16 protein-coding genes are annotated in these 19,683 nt (G+C 68.9%); 5 read left to right on the plus strand and 11 right to left on the minus strand.

The annotated features are described in order from the left end of the window. Positions 1–52: 52 nt before the first annotated feature. Both ACE191_RS05450 and ACE191_RS05455 read right to left on the minus strand, forming a co-directional pair. The gene (locus ACE191_RS05450; protein WP_400191174.1) at positions 53–1,030 is read right to left on the minus strand and encodes an acyl-ACP desaturase; all 978 of its coding nucleotides are present in this window, start codon (positions 1,028–1,030) and stop codon (positions 53–55) included. Positions 1,031–1,168: 138 nt separating this feature from the next. After that, positions 1,169–2,749 (minus strand): hypothetical protein, encoded by a 1,581-nt coding sequence (locus ACE191_RS05455; RefSeq protein ID WP_400191175.1) that lies wholly within the window; start codon positions 2,747–2,749, stop codon positions 1,169–1,171. A gap of 94 nt (positions 2,750–2,843) precedes the next feature. Between ACE191_RS05455 and ACE191_RS05460 the strand changes: the two genes are divergently transcribed. Next, on the plus strand, positions 2,844–4,535 hold the full coding sequence (locus ACE191_RS05460) for a glycosyltransferase family 39 protein (protein WP_400191176.1): 1,692 nt from the start codon (positions 2,844–2,846) through the stop codon (positions 4,533–4,535). Positions 4,536–4,617: 82 nt separating this feature from the next. Here the strand turns inward: ACE191_RS05460 and ACE191_RS05465 are convergent, their stop codons facing one another. The 3 genes from ACE191_RS05465 to ACE191_RS05475 form a co-directional block, all read right to left on the minus strand. Next, entirely contained in the window at positions 4,618–5,553 is a 936-nt protein-coding gene (locus ACE191_RS05465) for a glycosyltransferase family 2 protein (protein WP_400191177.1), read from the minus strand. A 20-nt stretch (positions 5,554–5,573) separates the two neighbouring features. Further along, complete coding sequence (locus ACE191_RS05470; protein ID WP_400191178.1) at positions 5,574–6,878, minus strand: hypothetical protein; 1,305 nt, start codon at positions 6,876–6,878, stop codon at positions 5,574–5,576. 615 nt (positions 6,879–7,493) lie between these two features. Continuing rightward, a complete protein-coding gene (locus ACE191_RS05475; RefSeq protein WP_400191179.1) occupies positions 7,494–8,519 on the minus strand; it encodes a hypothetical protein in 1,026 nt (341 codons plus the stop codon). 204 nt (positions 8,520–8,723) lie between these two features. On the opposite strand from ACE191_RS05475, the gene corA reads away from it, so the two are divergent. Beyond that, positions 8,724–9,944: a magnesium/cobalt transporter CorA gene (gene corA / locus ACE191_RS05480; protein WP_400191180.1), complete on the plus strand. Its 1,221-nt coding sequence runs from the start codon at positions 8,724–8,726 to the stop codon at positions 9,942–9,944. Here the strand turns inward: corA and ACE191_RS05485 are convergent. The 3 genes from ACE191_RS05485 to ACE191_RS05495 all read right to left on the minus strand — a co-directional run bounded on the left by ACE191_RS05485 (position 9,934) and on the right by ACE191_RS05495 (position 14,491). Next, positions 9,934–10,986: an AAA family ATPase gene (locus ACE191_RS05485; RefSeq protein WP_400191181.1), complete on the minus strand. Its 1,053-nt coding sequence runs from the start codon at positions 10,984–10,986 to the stop codon at positions 9,934–9,936. The genes corA and ACE191_RS05485 overlap by 11 nt on opposite strands. Positions 10,987–10,992: 6 nt before the next feature. Beyond that, positions 10,993–13,731: a hypothetical protein gene (locus tag ACE191_RS05490; RefSeq protein ID WP_400191182.1), complete on the minus strand. Its 2,739-nt coding sequence runs from the start codon at positions 13,729–13,731 to the stop codon at positions 10,993–10,995. Positions 13,732–13,792: 61 nt separating this feature from the next. Then, positions 13,793–14,491 carry a hypothetical protein gene (locus tag ACE191_RS05495; protein WP_400191183.1) on the minus strand — a complete coding sequence of 233 codons (699 nt, stop codon included), beginning with the start codon at positions 14,489–14,491 and terminating at the stop codon, positions 13,793–13,795. 79 nt (positions 14,492–14,570) lie between these two features. Between ACE191_RS05495 and ACE191_RS05500 the strand changes: the two genes are divergently transcribed. From ACE191_RS05500 to ACE191_RS05510, 3 genes are all read left to right on the plus strand, one after another. After that, positions 14,571–15,122, plus strand: a complete 552-nt coding sequence (locus ACE191_RS05500) for a hypothetical protein (protein WP_400191184.1) — start codon at positions 14,571–14,573, stop codon at positions 15,120–15,122. Between the two features lie 80 nt (positions 15,123–15,202). Continuing rightward, positions 15,203–15,748: a hypothetical protein gene (locus ACE191_RS05505; RefSeq protein WP_400191185.1), complete on the plus strand. Its 546-nt coding sequence runs from the start codon at positions 15,203–15,205 to the stop codon at positions 15,746–15,748. A 140-nt stretch (positions 15,749–15,888) separates the two neighbouring features. Continuing rightward, complete coding sequence (locus ACE191_RS05510; protein WP_400191186.1) at positions 15,889–17,367, plus strand: APC family permease; 1,479 nt, start codon at positions 15,889–15,891, stop codon at positions 17,365–17,367. 90 nt (positions 17,368–17,457) lie between these two features. Here ACE191_RS05510 and ACE191_RS05515 read toward each other — a convergent pair whose 3' ends face one another. The 3 genes from ACE191_RS05515 to ACE191_RS05525 all read right to left on the minus strand — a co-directional run bounded on the left by ACE191_RS05515 (position 17,458) and on the right by ACE191_RS05525 (position 19,622). Next, positions 17,458–18,186, minus strand: coding sequence for a carboxypeptidase-like regulatory domain-containing protein (locus ACE191_RS05515; RefSeq protein ID WP_400191187.1), 729 nt, complete (start codon positions 18,184–18,186; stop codon positions 17,458–17,460). A gap of 206 nt (positions 18,187–18,392) precedes the next feature. Next, complete coding sequence (locus tag ACE191_RS05520; protein WP_400191188.1) at positions 18,393–18,848, minus strand: hypothetical protein; 456 nt, start codon at positions 18,846–18,848, stop codon at positions 18,393–18,395. A 30-nt stretch (positions 18,849–18,878) separates the two neighbouring features. Continuing rightward, the gene (locus ACE191_RS05525) at positions 18,879–19,622 is read right to left on the minus strand and encodes a DUF547 domain-containing protein (RefSeq protein WP_400191189.1); all 744 of its coding nucleotides are present in this window, start codon (positions 19,620–19,622) and stop codon (positions 18,879–18,881) included. Between the last annotated feature and the right edge of the window lie 61 nt (positions 19,623–19,683).

A 19,683-nucleotide genomic window follows, 5' to 3' on the forward strand; every position in this document is an offset into this window, starting at 1 on the left:
AAGCGGCCGCAGCTGGGTAGCTACGGCCGCTTCTGCTTTACAGACAGAGATTTTACTCAATCCACTTGAACTTGTACTCCAGCTTGGGCACCGGCATGCGGTCGGCCACGCGGCGCAGGCGGGCGGGCAGGGCCATGACGTAGTCGCGGGCCTTTTCGGCCTGGGCATTGAGTCCGGTAACCTGGTCGACCTTCCAGGTGGTAATGAGCCCTTCCAGGATGTCGGTGTAGTCCTGGCTGGTGTACACGCCCAGGCGCTGGGCCGCGTCGGTGAAGTGGCCAAAGGTTTTGCCGATTTCCACGCCCAGCTCGCGCATGTAGTGGGCCGGCATCACAATCTTCTTGCGCATCATGTCCTCGAAGGCCAGCATCATTTCCGAGGGGTCCACTTCGAAGATTTTCTCCACGAAGGTCTGGTACACGCGGGCGTGCCGGGCTTCGTCGCCGGCAATCATGCCGCAGAGCTTGGACAGGGAGGCGTCGCCGGCCTTGCGGGCCAGGGTGCCCACGCGGCGGTGCGAGAGGTTGGTAGCCGCTTCCTGGTAGGAGGTGTACACGAAAGCCCGGTACGGGTCGTGGGCGGTGCCCAGGTCGAAGCCGTCGGCAATCAGGTACTGGGTGCTGGTTTCGAACTCGCGCATGTTCACGCGGCCCGAGAGGTAGAGGTAGCGGTTGAGCAGGTCGCCGTGGCGGTTCTCCTCGGCCGTCCAGCCCCGGATCCACTGGGCCCAGCCGTTGTTGGGGTCGCGGTTCAGGTCGTCGAGCTGATGAAACCAGGCTTCGTAGTTGGGCAGGGCTTCTTCGGTGATGGTGTCGCCGACGAGTACGGCCAGCAAATCGTAGCTGAGTTCCTTGGCCCGTTCGCGCAACAGCTTTACCTCGTCGAAGAAGGTATCCAGACGCGAATCCGGCAGAAAGTCGGACGGTTGCCAGCTGTCCTCGACCTTTTTGAGAAACGAACCCATGTTCTCACGCAAAAAGGACTCGAGATGCTGAAGTACTTCCGCCCGGGAAGTCATGGTGGCAATCATGCGGCGATGGGAGAAAAAAAGTGAAGAAAAAGAGGCGGGGAAAAGCCAAAAGTAGGCATTCGGGCGGTGGAATATCCAGCCGGAATCCAACTTCTGCAAATGCATACGGATTCGGGGGCAGAAAAGCCTAGCCCCACGTTACAAATTCTTGTCCCGCGGGCCCGCCGGCGCCGGCCAGCGCCGGGCGGCGCCATAGCGCCGCAAAAAACGGGTGAGCGGCCCCGGCGCCGGCCACCAGGCGTACACGTCGGCGCGGGGCAGCAGGCGGCCCAGGGCGCGGGCCTGGTCGCGGGTGCCGGCCAGGTGCTGGCGCAGGCGGGGCTGCGAGGGGTCGAGCGTGGGCCAGCCGGTGAGCAGCAGCCAGCGCCCCGGCCCGTTGCCGTCGTACTGCACGAAGGGCGACAGGGACTTGAAGTGGGTTTCGAGCCCGGCGGCCACCACCGTACGCCCGGCTGCCTGCCGCACCAGGGCGTGCATTACCCCGGCGTTGCGGGCCTGCTCGGCCCGCAGCACCCCTACGCGGTGCGCCGTTTTGTAGGCGTACAAGCCGCTGGCCAGCAGCAACGTCAGCAGCAGGTAGCGCCCGGGCACGGGGCGGCCGGCCCGGCCTAGCACGCCGGCGGCGTTGGCCACGGTGAAAATCGTGAGGATGGGCAGGGCCAGCCGGGGCGGGAGCTTGAGCAAAACCAGCAGCGCCAGCAGGCCCGCGGGCACGGCCAGCAAGTACAGCCGCCAGGCCCAGGCCCCAGGCCCGGGCTGCCCCAGGCCCCAGGCCAGCAAAGCCAGGTTGAGCAGCAGCACCAGGAAATAGTCGCGCCCGAACTGGGGCAAACCCGCGCGCAGCTTGGCCGGAGCAGTGTGCTGCCAGAATGCCGCCGCCTCCACGGGCAGGGCCCGGGCAAACAGCGCTTCGTCAACCAGCACCGAGTCGCCCAGTACCCACTCTTGCACGGCCCGCACGCCCAGACTGTCGGCGGCGGTGCGCGGACGGGGGCGGCTGAGCTGGTAGTCGCTGAAGTTGGACTTGAGCACGTCGAGCCGGCGGTAGCGGGCGGCTTCGGGCGAGCGGGCAGCGGTAAGCAGGGCCGTGCCGGCGCCGAACAGCAGGGCAGCCAGCAGCAGCAGGCGGCTGGCGCGGCGCCCCGCCAGCCAGTAGGCGGCCGGCGCGGCCACCAGCGCCCCGAGCAGGGCCGCGCTGGGCCGGATTGCCCAGGCCGCCAGCAAACTCAGCAGCGCCAGGGCCAAAGGCCAGCGGCGCCGCTCGTTCAGGCGCTGCGCCGCAAAGAGCAGGGCCGCCCCGGCGAGCAGCAGCGGCACCCGCATGTAGTTGAACCAGAGCACGTGCTCGAGGCCGGCGGCCAGGTAAAACCAGCCGAGCACCCCCGCCCGCCCCACCCCACCCAGGTGCGGGCGCAGCAGCCGGTCGAGCACGGCAAACAGCAGCATCAGCGCCAGGGTCAGCAGCCCGTAGAGCAGCAGCCCGTACCAGGGCGCGGCGGGCCAGCGGGCATAGAGCCCCGCCAGCAGCGCGGCCCAGCCGTGGAAGTACAGGTGCAGGTCGCCGACCGGGGCCGCGGCGCTGCGCCCGCGCAGCAGCAGGGTAATGGCAACGTCGTCGTTGGTTTCGTAGTAGCAGCCCAGCGCGGCGGCCGTGAGCAGCACCAGCGCCAGGGGCAGCCCCACAATGCGCAACCAGGAGCCGAGGCGGGCGTGCTTCATGGCCGGCAAGGTACAACGGCGCCCGCAACCGCAACTCCGCCTCGGCCGCTTGCTCCGAGGTTGGCGCACCGATTTCTTTTCCAACTTCGCAGCCGTGAATTCCCCTTCTGCTCCCGGCCTGCGGCGCTGGGCCGATGCGGCCCTGCTGGCCGTGGTAGTGGTTACGCTGGCCTTCTTCGCCCTCACCCACGAAGGCCTCTACGCCCTCGACGACTATTACTACGCCCGCTACGCCCACCAGCTGCTGCATGGCACCTTCGAGCTGGGCCCCGACCCCGAGGGCCGGTTGCACGACCCCCTGCACGAGCGGTGGCTGATTTTCGGGCCGGTGGCTTTGTGCTACGCCCTGCTGGGCGTCAACATCATCAGCACCACGCTCTGGCCGCTGCTGGCCACGCTGGGCTGCTCGCTGCTGCTGTGGCTGAGCTACCGACGGCGCGAGCCGCTGGTGGCGGCGGGCGCCGTGCTGCTGCTGGGCTTGCACTACTTCACGCTTAACCTAAGCACCTACCTCTACCCCGACAACATCAACATGCTGGCCTGCCTGGCCGCGGCCCTGGCCCTGAACGCTGGGCGGCGCGCCGCCCAGCCGGGGCGCTGGGGCGCCGGCTTTGCCCTGCTCAACTTTGCGGCCCTGCTCTGCAAGGAAACGGTGGTGTACTACGTACCCTTCTACCTGGGCCTGCTGCTGCTCGACGGCTACCGCCGCCGGCACGGGCGCTTTTGGCTGAGCGCCGCCCTCACCGGCACTGCCCTGCTCGCGGCCTACCTGCTGTTTTACCAGGTAATGACCGACGACGCGCTCTACCGCATTCACCTGATCGAGCAAACCAACAACTTCCTGAAAGAAGGCAACTTCCTCCTTGGCAACCGCGCCGCCCTGCTGGCCCGCGTCACCTACGGCCCGCTGCTGGTCTTCATCGGCTCGGGGCTGGGGCTGCTGCTGCTGCTGGCGCTGGGCAGCGGCCGGCCCACGGCGGCCGATGCGGCCGCGGACCGCTACTTCTGGCTGGGCCTGGGGCTGAGCACTCTCGCGGCATTCTGGCTGGGCAGCACCTCGCTGAGCCAGTACAACCCCATCACCCTGCAGCCGCGCATGATGACGCCCCTGCTCCCGCCGCTGGGCCTGGCCGCCGCCTTCGGTTTGCGCGACGTGCTGCTGAGCGGGCGCCGCGCCGGGCTCTACGCCGCCATCCTGGTAGCGCTGGCGGCCTTCGACCGCAGCAGCGTGGCCGTGCTGTACCTGGGCTGGGCCGGGACCTTCTTGGCGCTGGCCGGGCTGGCCCGGCGGTCGGCCGAGCCCGGCCGCTGGCCCCGGCCGGGCTCGACCGGCTACGCCGGGCTGGGGCTGCTGGCGCTGGGGTTGGTGCTGCTGCTGCGGCCCGCCTACTTCATGGGCAAGCCCAGCGCGTCGGGGCACTTTGCCCAGGACCGGGTGCTGCGCCGCCAGCTGCCGCCCGCCCCGGTCCTGCTGCTGGTCGACGACTTTCTGGCGGGCAACGTCGATTTCTACTTCGACTTCCGGGTGCCCGCGGACCTGCGCATCCGCCGCTACTGGGCCCGCGACTCGGTGCAGCTGGCCCCTAATCAACCGGCCTACCTGCTCCTGAACCGCGCCACCCTGAGCAACCCCGAGCTGACCCGCAAGCTGCTGCGCTACTCCGCCGACAGCGTGCTGCGCTGGTACCCCCGGCGGGAGCTGCTGGCCCGGGACGGCCCCGTAGAGTTGTACCGCGTACAGCTCCACGGGGCCGATTCGGCCTCGACAAATTCATTAGCACAATAGGCGCATAAAACGCTTATCACCAACAAGAAACAAACTATTACCTAAATTCATAAATCAACAATATACCAGCCACGCTTTAAGCCTAGGAAACTAACTTCAGCAGGCCGGCGGCCCAGCCCAGGGCGCGGTCGGTGAAGGTGAGCGGAATGGTTTGGCGCAGCAGGGCGAAGAGCTGATGGGCCTCGGCGCGGTGGCCGAAGCGCACGGCCTGACGCAGCTCCCAGCGCAGGCGCACGGCCAGGGCCGCCCGCTCTTCGGGGCTGCGGCACAACGCCAGGGCTTTGGCGCAGACGCGGATGGTGGAAGCCACGTACGGGTCGCCGGGCCGATACGACTTGCTGGACATGGAGCGCGGGTGCAGGCGCTTGCGGGTGAGCAGCTCGTCCTGGAAATGAAACTCCCAGTCGCGGCTGGCCCGCACCCAGAAGTCGAAGTCCTCGTAGGCCAGGGTTTCGTCGTAGCCGCCGAGCTGGACCAGGGTTTCGCGGCGCATCATCATGGTGGGCGTGCTGATGAAGTAGCGGCTGAGCACGTCGGCAAACACTTGGGGCGCGGCCGGCAGCCGGGGCCTGACCACGCGCCCGGCCGCGTCGCGTTGGTAGTAGCGGCGCACCACCCGGCCCTGCTCGTCGGTCAGCTCGCAGTCGTGGTAGGCCATGCCGCAGCGCGGGCCCCGGGCCTGCATGAAGGCCACCTGCCGCGCTACCCGTTCGGGCAGCAGCACGTCGTCGGTGGCAAAGTCGATAACGAACGCGCCCCGGCTGCGGCGGAAGCCCTCGTTGAAGGCCCGGCAGTTGCCCACGTTCTCGGGCAGCCGCAGCAGCTGCCAGCCCGGCTGCTGGGCAGCGTAGCGGCGCAGCAGCTCGGCGCTGCCGTCGGTGCTGGCGTCATCCACCAGCCACACTTCCAGGTGCGGGTAGGTCTGGGCCACGAGGGAGTCGAGGGCTTCGGCCAGAAAGCGCGCGTGGTTGTGGCAGAGCGCGATGATGGAAACCAGCGGGGCGGAGTCGGGAGCCATACGGGGAAGCGGCGGCAAGCTCAGGAAGAACGCCGCAGGGGGCGAAAGTACAGCGCGCAGCCCAGCAGCAGCAGGCCGAAGCGCGCCGCGTGGGCCCAGGGCGCCCCGGCCAGCCCCAGCCGCGGCAGCAGCAGCGCCAGCAGCCCGGCGTACACCGCCGCCGACAAGGCCTGCACCAGCACGTAGCGCCCTACCCGGGCCTCGGCCATCAGCGAGTACAGCAGCGTCCAGGCCAGCAGCTTGGCCCAGTCGCCCAGCAGTTGGGGGCCCAGCAGGCCGCGCGCCCCGGCAAACCGCTCGTCGAACAGCAGCGGCAGCAGCCAGTCGCGCAGCAGCCACAGCGCGCCCAGGCCCGCGGCCAGCACCCCGGCCAGCAGGCCGAACACCGCCCGCACGTAGGCCCGCTGTTCGCGGGGGTTGCCCGCCAGCGCGGCCAGTCGCGGGTAGTAGGCCGCGCCCATCACGGCCGAGAAAACCATGGTGTAGTTGTCGGACAGCTTGGCGGCGGCCTGCCACAGCCCGGTTTCGGCCAGGCTGAAGCGGCTGATGAGCAGGTCGCGCACCACGAAGTCGACGGCCTTGCTGCACAGCAGCACACTCAAAGCCATTAGCAGAAAGCGGCCCAGTGCCAGCAGGGCCGGGCGCCCGGGCAGCCGGCGGGGCCCGCGCAGCAGGCCGTAGTGGGCGCAGAGCAGGGCCGTGGGCAGCAGCATCAGCCCCTGGCCCAGCAGGTAGGCCAGCAGCACCTGCGGCAGCGGCCGGCCCGCCGCCAGCGCCGCTGCCACGGCCAGCGGCCCGGCCAGGCTCAGGGCCACCGTCAGCCCCACGTAGGCGCGCAGACGCTGGGCGGCCAGCAGCACCGCTCCCAGGTAGGCGTGGCCGGTGAGCAGGCTGATGCCCGCCAGCAGCCCCGCCACCCAGCTTGGCGAGGGGTCGAACACGGCCAGCAGCGGCCCGCGCAGCAGCGGCAGCAGGGCAAAGCTGAGCACCAGCACCGCCGCGTTGAGCAGCGCACCCGCCGCCAGCCAGCGCCGCCAGTCCGCCGAGCCCGGCCGCTGCGGCGCCAGGTACTTCACAATGCCCACGTGCACGCCGTCGTTGGGCAGGGTGGTGAGCAAAGCCATCAGGTTCTGGAAGTGCGCCAGCAGCGTGAGGCCGCCGGGGCCGCCGTACACGGCCAGCAGCTTGTTGAGGGCCAGCGCCCCGCCGGCCCGCGCCAGCACCGACGCGCCCGAGCCCAGGGAGCCGCGCACGAAGCGCCCCAGCCCTGCCGGAGCAGGCGGCGCGGCGGCAGGGGCGTCATCTTCGGCGGCGGGCAGCGACATGGTTGTTGGTTTCTGGCTTTCGGTTGTTGGGGAAACGGTTTTGGAACTGTCATCCTGAGCCAAAGGCGAACCGAAGGTCGACGAAGTCAAGGACCTTGCCCCGTCAGGCCGAGTCGTTGTTACGGCGTCGTTCACGCGGGGAGGTCTTTCGCGTTCCGCTCAGGACGACGGGTTAAATATTGACTTGACAGAGCAAGCAACGACATCGTTCTTACTTGGTAAGGTCCTTCGTCCTCGCTTGATCCGCGACATGCTCAGGATGACGGGAAACAACAAGCCATTCAGTCGGCTCCCGTTAAACTGCCCGGAGCTGCCCAGCGGTTGAAACCAATTCTTCGCAAGCTCCGGAATTCGTTTCACGGCTTGAAACTAATTTTTCCCGGGAGCCGAAATTGGTTTCATCGGGTAGCCGGCCACGGGCTGAAACCAATTTTGCTAAAACGCTGGAATTGGTTTCAGCACCTGAGGCAAACCCACCATCGGCTCAGTGAATTCGTGGCGACGGCCGCAACTGCTGCTTGAAGCGCGGAAAACACGTTGCGGGCTCGGGCGGCCCCGGGCGCTGGCCCCCCGACTGCGGCCGCCACGCGGCGGCGCTCCGGCCCGACAACCGGCCTACAGCGTGCGGGTGAAGGTGAGCTTGAGGCTGGGGCGCCCGCCCAGGTGGCGCTTGAAGCGCAGCAGCGACTCGTTCAGCCCCCCGGGCAGGGTGCTGGTGCCTAAATCGAGCAGGCGCAGGCCGCTGGCCTGGCCGAAAGCGTGCAGGCCGGCGTTGAGCAGCACCACCGGGCTGAAGGCATTCAGGTGCAGCGGCGAGGCGGGGTAGAAGTTGTAGAGCACCCCATTGCCCACCAGCACCGCCACCGTGAGGGCGGCCCACTCCCCGGCCGGGTCGCGCACCGAAAACAGGAAGTAGTGCCGGGGGAAGGCCGTAAACAAAGCCGTGAGCTGCGCCTCGCTCAGCGACAGGCTCTGCCCTTTTTCCTCGCGGCAGCGGCGCAGAAAGGCGTAGGCGGCCGGCAGCAGCAGCCGGGGCTCCTGCTCCACGTGCAGGCCGTGGCGGCGGCACTTGTGCAGGCGCCGCCGCTCCGAGGTGTGCAGCTGGGCTTCGTAGGGCTGGTCGAGGGGCAGGTAGCTGTCGATTTCGGCCAGGGCCACCCGGTAGCCGCCCAGGCGCAGCGCCTCGGCCACCTGGGCACCGGCCCGGGGCGCGTAGGCCAGGGCCGGCAGGCGCAGGGTAAGCTGCCGCGCCCCGCAGGCCGCCAGCTCCTGCTCGCCCAGCGCAATCCACTCCCGCACCACGGCCAGGGGCAGCTTGTCGCTCAGCAGCTGCGGGCCGCCGAAGGGGGCCTGGTCAAGGCTCAGCGCCTGGCCGTCGGGGGCGAGGCGCAGCGGCCACCAGCCCACCACCTGCCCCGCGGCAGTGTCGTCGAGCAAGAGCAGCAGCTCCTGGGCGGGCGGGCGGGGCAGCTGCAGCTGGGCGGGCTGCTGGTAAAGAAACAGCTCCCCGGCCAGCAGCTCGGCGTCGCCCCCGGCAAAGCCCGCCCGCACGCGCAGCGCGTAGCGGCCCGCGGCGGCCGACAGCGGCCGGATGCGGGAGCCGGAACCTTGGAAAGCGGGTGAAGAGGCGGGTAAAAACACGGGGGCAGTGAGGGCGCGGGGCGGGCGAAGGTAAGGTAAAAATATCCCGCTGGCGCGGCTCGAAAGCCAACCGCCCTGCCCCCTGGACCGGCTGGAGGCGCGGCGCTGGCTGGCCTTTTTGGCGCCGCCTGCGTAGCATTACGCGTTCCAAACCGCCCGGTCACCTTGCACCGGCCAGGCTTCTTACCGCCGCTACTTCGCGCTATGCTTGCTCCTTCCCCCGTTTCCGCCGGTCCGGCCAGCTCCGAGGGCCAGTCGGCCTTTGCCGAGCCCCCGCCCCCTGCCGACCCCGACTGCCCGCCCACCAGCGTGGCCGACCACGAAGCCACCCGTCAGGCCCGCCACCAGGACGTGGGCGCCCGCCCCGGTACGCTCACCCCCCACCCCGACGCGTTACCGCCGCGCCTGTTTCTGTTCAGCTACGATGCCGGCGGCTACGACGAGCAGGAGTTCAGCAGCTACGACGAGCTGCTCGGGCGCTTCCGCGGCCAGCCCGAGCGCCGCCACTGGATCGACGTGCGCGGCTACGGCGACGTGGAGCTGATGCGCCGCATCATGACGGACTTCGAGCTGCACCCCCTGCAGATGGAGGACGTGCTGGGCGACTACCAGCGGGCCAAGGTGGAGGTGTTCGGCGACAACCGCCTGTTTCTGGTGTCGCGCATGGCCGAGTTCACCGCCGACTTCGACATCGAGGACGACCAACTCTCCCTGTTTACCGGCCCCAACTACGTCCTCTCGTTTCAGGACGATTACGAGGACTGCCTCGACTCGGTGCGCCACCGCATCCGCTCGGGCTTCAGCCAGATCAAGCAGCGGCCGCCGCTGTACTTGGCTTACGCCCTCACCGACGTGGTGCTCGACCACTACTACCCCACCATGGCGGCCATGGGCGACTACATCGAGAGCCTGGAAAACCTCATCATCCGCGGACGGCCCAACAAGCGCCTGCTGGCGCGCATCCTGCAGGCCAAGAAAGACATCGTACGCTTTCGGCGGCTGGTGTATCCCGAGCGCGAGAAGATTGCCGAGCTGCTGCGCCTAGAAGACGCCGTGGTACCCCAGGAAGTGAAGGTGTTTTTCCGCGACTGCTACGACCACGCCATCCAGGCCATGGAACTCTCGGAAAGCTACCGCGAGTCGGTGTCGAGCCTCATCGACCTGTACATGTCGGACCAGAGCAACCGCATGAACGAGGTGATGAAAGTGCTGACCATGATCAGCGCCGTGTTCATTCCCCTGAGCTTCGTGGCCGGCCTCTACGGCATGAACTTCGCCCGCGAGCGGCCCGGCGGCGGCGTAAACGTGCTGAACATGCCCGAGCTCTACAGCCCCCTGGGCTACCCCGCGGTGCTGGGCCTGATGGCCGTCATGGCCCTGGGAATGGTGTTTTACTTCTACAAGAAAGGCTGGCTCACCAGCTGAGCTGCAGCCCGGCGGCCGGGTTGGGCAGCGCGGCCCGCACCTGCGCCAGCCGCTCGGCCAGCGGCCCCGTGAGCAGGGTGTAGGGAATGCCCAGCAAGTCCAGCTGCACGAGCACGGCCCCGTGGTGCCAGGGCTGCACGGCCGCCGGGGCACGGGTGCCGTCCTGCTCAAACGCAAAGTCGGGGGCGCACACGAAGGTGTGGGCGTACCGCTCGCGGCAGTCTAGGGCCAGCGCCCGCAGCTCGGGCGCGCAGCGGCCGAAGTAGGCGTACGCGTACAACACGGTGGTCAGGGCGTTGGTGTCGACGAACAGAAAGTGCCGCGCCCGGGCCAGGGCTTCGTCTTCCAGCTCGCGGTGGCGCCGGGCAATGTGCAGCATATCGTCGAAGGCCAGCGCGCCGCCTTTTTCCTCGTAGCGCGTGCGGCCGTACTCGGCCACCCAGCTGGTGCCGAACTCCCGCCCCAGCGCCGCCGTCAGCGTCGATTTGCCGCTGCTCTCGGCCCCCAGCAGCACCACGCGCTGCACGTAGCGGGCCGACCGAAAGTGCGCGGCCACCAGCGGATGCAGCCAGGCCATTTGCTCGTACACGCCGGCGCGGATCCTGCTGCCCGACACCGGAAACGCCAACCGCGCCGCGTCGATGCTCACGTGGGCGGCGCCCAGGTGCTGCGCAAAGCCCGGCCCGTAGGCCTCGCTGCTGAACACGACGTCTACGCGCAGCTCCCGCGCCGCCAGCTCGCGGCGCACGAACTCCCGGTGGGTGTAGTCATCGGCCGCGTTGGGCGGCGGGGTGCTGCCGTCGGGCCCCAGAGCGCGCACGTGCAGCCGGGTGCGGCCGATGCGCGGCGGCCCGTCGGGGCCCGCGTAGAGCTGCCGCAGCCAGCCGGCGCGCACTGCGGCGGGCATGCCGTAGGGCTCGGGGTTGGAGTACACCCACACGTGCAGCTCGCGCACCCGGGCCGCGGCCTGCTCAATCAGGTATTGATGCCCGCGGTGCAGGGGCGCAAACTTGCCCACCACCAGGCCCACGTTCCACCGCATAGCCGCTCAGTCCAGTTTCAAGGCCAGGCGCTTCAGCTCGTTACCCACTACGCGGTAGAACTGGTAGGTGCCGGTGGCGGCCTCGTAGGTCAGCTCCACGGTGGGGGCGTTGCTGTCGAACGGCTCCCCGCCCACCAGCCGGCCGCGGGCGTCGTAGAGGTAGGCCTTGCCGGGGCCGGGCTCGGTGAGCACCAGCACCTGCCGGCCCGCGCCGAAGTCGAACAGCTGCACGGGCTTGGGGGCCGAGGTAAGAAAGCGCCGCTCCACCAGCTGCCGCCCGCCGGGCTCGAACACCGTGAGGCGGCCCTGCCCGTCGTCGCGCACCACCACGTAACGGCGCTGCTGCTGGTCGGGCACCAGCTGAAAGGTGCTGGTGCGGCTCCAGGTGGCCACCCGCCGGCGCGGGGCCACGTCGCCGCTGAGGGTGAAGGTCACCAGCTCGCCGTGTTGGTTGACGACCGTCAGGCGGGTGCGCCGCAGCGTGGCCCCGCTTTCCACGAAGGCCCCGGAAGCCAGCCGCGCCCCCACGCTGATGGGAAAGCCCGGCATGGGGTTGCCCAGCCCGTCGAAGGCGTACACGTAGCCGTTGCCCAGCAGCGTCACCACCACGTCGCGGCCGGCCACGTTGAGCAGCAGGGGCGCGGCGGCCAGGGCAAAATCCAGCTTCTTGGGCTGCCAGGCCGGCGGAGCGCTGCCGTTGGTGTCGTAGAGGTAGAGGTTGGCGTAGCGGTCGGCCACCAGCAGCCGGGCCGGCTGCGCGCCCGCGCCGGGCGCCGTAGCCAGGTAGGTCGCCTGCAGGGTATCGGGCAAATTCAGCGGGAAGTTGGGTGCCGGCTGGCCTTTATCCGTCAGCAAAAACACCCGGCTGGCGGTGGCCAGGGCCAGGTGCGCCTTCCCGCCCACCGCGAGGGGGGCGGGCGGGGCAATCAGCGGCCCGCCCAGCGAGTCGGACCAGGCCACGGTGTTGTCGGCCGTGACGCTGTGCAGCACACCAGCGCGGTCCTGCACCAGCAGCGGCGAGCGGGCTTCGCCGGGCGCGGCCAGCACCGGCCCCGTGGTGCCCAGGCCGGCGCGGAAGCTCAGGCTGCTGCCCACCCCGGCCTGCGCCTGCGGCCGGGCCACGGCCGGCCCCACGGGTGGGTGGCGCAGCACCAGCTGGGTGTAGTACTGCCCGTCGGACTGCTCCTGGGCCATATCGTGGGGCATCAGCTGCCAGGCCACCTGCGGAAAGCGCTTGAACAGGGTTTCGTTGCGCAGCAGGCCGGCGCGCCGGGTTTCGGTGAGGGCCCGCACCAGCAGGTTCCAGCTGTTGCGCGTGTCGAGCATCACGCTCACGCGGGCCAGCGGCAGGGTTTCCTGCAGAAACGACACCTGCGCGGGCGAGCGGCTCCACGTTTGCCCGCCGGCTACGTCGGTCAGCCAGGTGCGCAGGGCGGCCGGCTCGTCGGCCAGAGCCAGGTACTGCCCCACTACGGCCGTGGCGCCGGGGCCGCGGCTGCCGGCGTCGGGGGCAAACAGCGGGCCCAGCAGCCGGCCGGCCAGGGCCGGCACGCCGGTTTGGTGCAGTTGGTAGGGCCCCACCCGCTCGAACGAGGGCGAGGTGCCCGTGCGACGGCGCAGCAGCCCCAGCAGCCGGTTGGTGCGCGCCGGGTCGGGGCAGTGCACCAGCGCCAGACGCCCGCCCGGCACCCGCACCGAGGGCGAAGCCAGGTAGCACAGCGCCGCCTCGCTGCCCAGCGAAGCGGCCAGGCTGTCGACCAGGGCGGCGGCGGCGGTGGTATCGGCGGGCAGGGTGGCGCGCAGGGCGGCGGGCGTGGCGCCCAGATGCACCAGCGCGGCGGTGCGGGTGCTCAGCACCTCGGCCATGCGCAGGCGGCCCGGGGGCTGGCGGCGCAGGGGCTGGTGCCAGGAGCCGGCGGCGGTTTCGGGGTTGGAGAAGCCGTTGAACTGCACGCGGTTGCCGGTGAGCTTCATTTCCAGCAGCCCGTTGCGGCTCAGGCTGCTCAGCTGCCGGAAAGCGGGCTGCAGCTCGGGCCGGAAAAACACGCCCAGAAACGGCGGCAGCTGGCGGTAGTTGATCAGCAGGGTGGCGTCGACGTCCTTGATCTTGCGGTAGTCGGTGTCGCGGAAGTCGGCCGCAATGGAGGGCTGCCCGGGCCGCTCCTGCCGCCGCGCCACGGCTTCCACCAGCGCCTCGCTGGCGCTCAGCACCAGGGTATTGCGGAAGTTGAAGTAGGTAATGCCGGTGCCCGTGGCGCGCTCCTCGATGTGGGTAAGCTGCTGCCCGGCGTACTCGCGGGTGCTCACCCGAAAGCGGGCATTCTGGGACAGGGCTTCGGTGAGGATGCGCACCTGCCGGTGCTGACGCACGCTGCCCACCGGCACCAGAAACAGCAAATCGAACTGGTCGGGGCCCGTTACGTGCACCGAGGTCAGCACCAGCTTGGTGCCCAGAAAGCTCAATACCGAGTTGCGCCGCCCGCCCAGGCTGTCGAGCAGGGCTACGTGCTCTTCCACCTGCTGGAAGTAGCGCACGGTGGCCAGGTTGTCCCAGAGCTGGGTTTCCTTGAGGTGGCGCACCAGCGTGGGGTGGTCGTGGGTGGCGGCCACCAGCACGGCGTCGTCGGGCACCAGCGCCCACAGGTCGACGGGCGTGCGGGCCACGCTGCGGCGGTAATACACCCACGAGGCCACGGCCGAAACCAGCAGCAGACCCGCCAAGAAAACCAGTAACCGTTGCGACATGCTGCGCAGCCAGGAGGAACAGAAACGCCAGGGAGGCGCCAAAGGTAGCTTTCTATTCGGGCTAGGGCCGGGCCAGGTTGCCGTTGGGCTGCGGGCGCACCACCACGCGCACGGTATTGCTGCTGAGCGCCACCCGCGGCACGCGGCGCAGCAGCGGCAGCAGGGGCTCGGGCAGCCCCGCCCCCGCAGCTCCCGTGGCGGCCAGCGAATTCGGCGTTTTCGTGGGCGGGTACAGCTCGCCCCACTCAGCCGCGTCCTGCTCCAGGGTAGAGTAGCGGAAGGTAATGTCGTAGGTGCCGGGCGGCAGCACGGGGTACACCGAAGGCAGGGCAAACGGAAACCGCGTCATGCGCTCCAGGGGGTTGAAGCTCTGGCCCGGCGCCAGCGTCACGAAGTCGTCGGGGCCGATGCCGTGCAGGTGGCCGCTGTAGGCCGGCGGCTCGGGCCGGGGCCCCAGCAGCGACACCACCGACACGTAAAAGGCGGCCCGGGGACTGCGCTTGCCCGACTCGGAGCCGTGCAGGGCGCTGACCAGCGTCAGGGCCGAGTCGGCGCGGTTCAGGATGCGCACCCGCAGGATGATGGGCTCGTAGGCCAGGTACTCGGGGGCTACGGCCTCCAGGGTGCAGCGCAGCGCCCGCGCCGGCAGCCGCGGCCGCGCCAGGTACTGCCCCGCGGCCAGCCCGCTGGTGCCGCCCGCCAGCAGCAGCAGGCAGCCGAGGCGGCGCCACCAGAACATCGAAAAAAAGGAAAGCCGCATGCGGAACCCGGCCGGCATTGGCGCCGGCCCACTATCTTCGGAAAGATAAGGCAATTCTGCTATGACGCACCCGCGGGTTTTGGCTCTGCTCCTTGGCCTGGCGCTGCTGCCCGGCTGCTTCGACCTGCGCGAGCCCGCCCCAGCCGGCGCCCCCAGCGAATGGGCCCAGCCCACCAGCCCCGATTTGCTTATCACGAACTTCGTGACGGCGGTGCAGCGGCTGAACCCGGGCAACTACGAGCGGTGCTTTGCGCCCCAGTTCCGCTTCTACCCCGACCCGGCGGCGGCCGGCTCGGCCAACGCGGCGCTGTTTGCCAACTGGGGCGTGCGCGAGGAGCTGGACTACTTCAACAGCCTGCGCCGCCGCACCCCGGCCACCAGCCCCAACCAGCTTTTGCTCTCGGCCCGGCGCGACCAGCTGTTTTCGGCCGACTCGGCCGAGGTGTCGGCCCAGTACCAGCTCACGCTGGCGCAGCAGGACACGGCCTTCCGCTACCGGGTGCTGGAAGGCAACCTGCGCCTGCTGCTGCGCCGCCGCAACAACGAGTGGCAGATTGCCGCCTGGCGCGACGTGGCCACCTCGCCCCGCCCGGTGTGGACGCAGGCCAAGATGTATTTCATCCGCAACTAAGCCGGCCGAACAATCCGCGCGCGTGCCAGTTGCGTATGCCCAAAGGCTTGCGTAGCTTGCCCCCAGCCCAGCATTTTGCCGTGTTCCGACTGCCCTCCCGCCTGCGCGCCTGCTCCTCGCCCCGTCGGCTGACGCTGGCGGCAGGCCTGCTGCTGGCCGGCTGCAACCCCTTCGCCCCGGCTATCGACGACGAAATCGTGGACCCCAACCAGCTGCTGGGCAACCCCGTGACCGTGCGCGGCTTTTTCGACCGGTTCCGGGCCTCCTACCAGCTGCGCGACTCCACGCTCTACGGCCAGCTGCTGGCGCCGCGGTTTCAGTTCACCTACCGCGACTTTGCCGCCAACGCCGACCGCAGCTGGAACCGCGACGTGGACGCTACCACCACCTACAAGCTGTTCCGCGCCGCCCGCACCGCCAACCTGCAGTGGACCCAGTACCTGTCGACTTCCGACACGGCGTATTCCGACACGCTGGTGTACGTGGAGCGGGCGTTTTCCCTCAGCATCGAGCAGCGCGACAACACCCGCTTCGACGGCGCGGGCACGGCCCGGCTGGTGCTGGTGCGCAAGAACCGCAACGACCCCTGGCGCATGCGCAGCTGGTACGACCGCAGCGAGTTCTGAGGGCGGAATCGACGGTTTTTTCCGGATTACCTGGATTTCACGGACGATTTTTCAATGGCCGGCCCCCTGGGCGGGCTTTTTTATTGGGGCCCAATCCTGCCCAATCGTCTATCTTCCGGCCCCATTTGCTAATCTGCCGCATGAGCGACCCGCAACCACAAGGCCATTTTCAACGCGCTATTACCCTGTTCGACGCCGTCATGATCGTGACCGGCAGCATGATCGGCTCGGGCATCTTCATCGTCTCTTCCGACATTGCCCGCCTGGTGGGCTCCAGCGGCTGGCTGCTGGTGGTGTGGCTGGTCACGGGCGTCATCACCCTGGCCGGGGCCGTGAGCTACGGCGAGCTGGCCTCCATGTTTCCCAAGGTGGGCGGCCAGTACGTGTATTTGCGCGAGGCCTACAACAAGCTGGTGGCGTTTCTCTATGGCTGGTCCCTGTTCCTGGTCATCCAGACCGGCGTCATTGCCGCCGTGGCCGTGGCCTTCGCCCGCTTCGTGGGGGTACTGGTGCCTTGGTTCAGCGAGCGGAACATCCTCTTTGAGCTGGGCCCGGTGCGCTTCAGCACCGTGATGCTGCTGGCCATCATCATGCTGGTGGGGCTGACGTGGGTGAACTCGCGCGGGGTGCGCGGCGGCAAGCTCATCTCCAACATCTTCGGCTCGACCAAGCTGGTGGCCCTGGCCCTGCTCATCGTGGTGGGTTTGGTGCTGGGCATCAACGACGAAGCCGTGAGCCAGAACTTCCAGAACATGTGGCAGGCCGCCCGCTTCGACGCCGCCGGCCAGGCCGTGCCGCTCACCGCCTGGGGCCTGGTAGCCGCCATTGGCCTGGGCATGACCGGCTCCTTGTTCAGCTCCGACGCCTGGAACAACATCGGCTTCTCGGGCGACGAGATTGTGCGGCCCGAGCGCACCATCGTGCTGAGCATGGCCATCGGCACGGCCATCGTCACGGCGCTGTACCTGCTCATCAACCTGGTGTACCTGCTGGTGCTGCCCCTGCACGGCAGCCCCACCGCCGCCGAAACCGACGTGCTGGCCCGCGGCATCATGTACGCCGCCAACGACCGCGTGGGCACGGCCGTAGCTGAGAGCATTATGGGTCCGGCCGGCGCGGCCGTCATGGCCGTGCTCATTATGATCAGCACCTTCGGCGCCAACAACTCCATCATTCTGAGCGGGGGCCGCGCCTACTACGCCATGGCCAAGGACGGCCTGTTTTTCCCCGGCCTGGCCCGGCTCAACCGCGCCGGCGTACCCGCCGTGGCTTTGTGGGCCCAGTGCCTGTGGGCCTGCCTGCTCTGCCTCTCGGGCTCCTACGGCCAGCTGCTCGACTACGTGATGTTCTCGGTGATTCTGTTCTACGTCATCACCATCATCGGCATTTTCGTGCTGCGCCGCACCCGGCCCGAGGCCCCGCGCCCCTACCGCGCCTGGGGCTACCCGCTGGTGCCGCTGCTGTACGTGGTGCTGGCCTCGGCCTTCTGCGTGATTTTGCTTTTCGACGAAAACAAGGGTCCGCAGGCCCAGTACGGTCTGCTGCTGGTGGCCCTGGGCGTGCCGGTGTACTACCTGTTCCGCAACCGCTTCGCCCGCAACGGCACCGGTAGCAAATAAGCAACCACGGTTAACTGCCCCCAACGACACCGGGCCGCCTCTGCCAAGCAGGGGCGGCCCGGTTGCATTTCGACGTAGCAGCGTAGTCTACTAGCGGCGCTTGCGGCGGCCGCCGTTGTCGCTGGGCACCAGCGTCACGTTGGCGGGCTGCCCGCTGCGGGTGCGGATTTCCTGGTCGGCGTAGCCGCCGTAGCCGTACACGAGGCTGTTTTCGCCGCTGGGTACTTCCACCGAGTAGTTACCGTTCTGGTCGGTGCTGGCAAACTTGCGGGTGCCCTTCACCATGATGGTAGCCCCGGCCAGCGGGCGGCCGTTTTCGTCGAGCACCCGGCCCGAGAGCGTGGCCACGCGCGGCGCGGCTTCCTCTTCCACCGGGGCGGGCGCCGCGGCGGCCTCGGTTGCGGCGCCCGCCTCCCCGGCCTCGGCGGCCGCGGTGGCGGCCGTGGGCACCGGGGCAGCGGCTTCGTTGCCGGGGCGCGCCGGGCGGGCGGCCGTGGCTACGGCCACGGGCTTGCCGGCGGCGGCCGCGGTTACGGCAGCGGCCGCGGCAGTCTGCTCGGCTTCGGTGGCGGCCGGCGCGGCGGCTTCATCGGCTGGGCGCGAGCCTACCACGGTGGCTTCGGCCAGCTCGAAGGTGGGCATCTGCCCGTTGGCAATTCGCTCGCGGTTCTGGGCCGGCACCAGGGCAAAGCCCAGGCCGCCCAGCAGCAGAATGGCCCCGAATACCAGGGCCAGCTTGCGGTTGCCCGAGTCCAGCGACTCTTCTTCGGTGTCGAGCTGCTCCTCGGGTACGTTGCTTGGTTCGTAGTTGTCGTTCATGCGGGGGAGTTAGGGAAACGGTGGAAACCGTCCCGGGAGCAGCGCAACGGGCCGCAAGGGCCGGCAGAAGCAGATTGGTCCCGGTTTCGGTTCCTAAATATATCGGCGAAGTACCATCGGTTCCTAATGGCGGCGGTAACAATTTCATAAAACCAGCCCCACCTCTGGAATGGAAGCGGGGCTGGTAAATCACGCGGAGCGGCGGGCTAGTCGCGGGGCAGCTTGGGCGGGCCGCTGGGCTCCTTTTCGCCGAACTCCTGCTCGCGGGTGCGCAGGTCCATGTCCTTCTCGTAGCTGCCCTCGTTTTCGTAGGCCGTGTTCTGGCTCATCTCGTTTACCGAGTCGTAGGTATTGCCGCCCTGGGGCGTGGTTTCGCTGCCGGTGATGCGCAGGTTTTCCAGCTTGTTTTGCTGATCGGGCCGGTGGGTGTAGCCGCGGGGGCCGGCGCTGCGGTAGGCCGTGGGGTCCTTGTCGACGTCGGTGTTGTTGTTGACGATCTGCTCGAAGTCGCGCTCCTGCTCCTGCTGCTCGTCGCGGCGCGGGCCGGGCTGCTGGCGCTTGATGCGCTCATTCTCGTCGCCCGCGGTGCCTTCGCTATTCAAATTCGGATTGATGCCCATGATGCTCGTGCGTTTGGTGGCAAACCAACGTTGGTTTGCCATTCCTACGCAGGCGGCGGCGCGGGCGTTGTTTCAGCGTCGCTCGTTCAGGCTCCAGTCGTAGCTGCCGTACTCTACCTGGTAGCCGGCCGGAATGGGCGCCGGCAGGTAGGCATTGACGAAAGCCAGCACCGGCTTGCCGCTGGCCTTGAAGTCGCCCGCGTACCACTTAAACAGCTCCGACAACACCACTTTCTTGGTCGCGTCGTCGCGGCGCACCCACTGCGCGTCATTCAGGGTGCGGCGGGTCAGCTCGTCGAGCTGCTGCTCCACGCTCTCGGCCCGAAACGCCACCGGGCTCAGGCGTGGGCAGCCGCGGGCGGCGCTGCTGAGGGCGAAGTGAATGCGGGCATCGTGGTAGGGCGTGCGCAGCTTGTGCTTTTCAATCATGTTCAACGTCAGCAGCTCGCCGGCCACGCGGTGCTTCTGGGTGTCGAAGAAGCCGGGCAGCTTCATGACCGAGGGCGCCGGGTAGCGCTCCACCACCGAGCTGATGACCAGCAGGTTGTAGGCGTTCAGGTAAAAGGCCTTGCGCTCGGCCGCCGAGGCTTTGGCCAGGTTGGCCGTCTGCACCTGCTTCACCAGCTCCTTCAGCTCGGCCGGCTGGCGCTGCAGGGCGGCGTAGCTGACGCTGCCGTCGGCCGCCACGTACTGCTTCAGCAGGTGGGTGAGCTGGTCGGCAAAGCTGGCCGGGGGCGCGGCCGGCGCCGCCCCCGTCAGCAGCAGGCAGCAAACCAGCAGCAGGCACAGGCGACGGAAAAGAACGGTGGGGAGCATGCGGAAGCGGGAATTGGCGGAAACAACGGAACTTACCGCGGAGTTAAGCCGGGACGACCGG

The sequence above is a fragment of the Hymenobacter sp. B81 genome, from assembly GCF_044628455.1.
Lineage (GTDB): Bacteria > Bacteroidota > Bacteroidia > Cytophagales > Hymenobacteraceae > Solirubrum.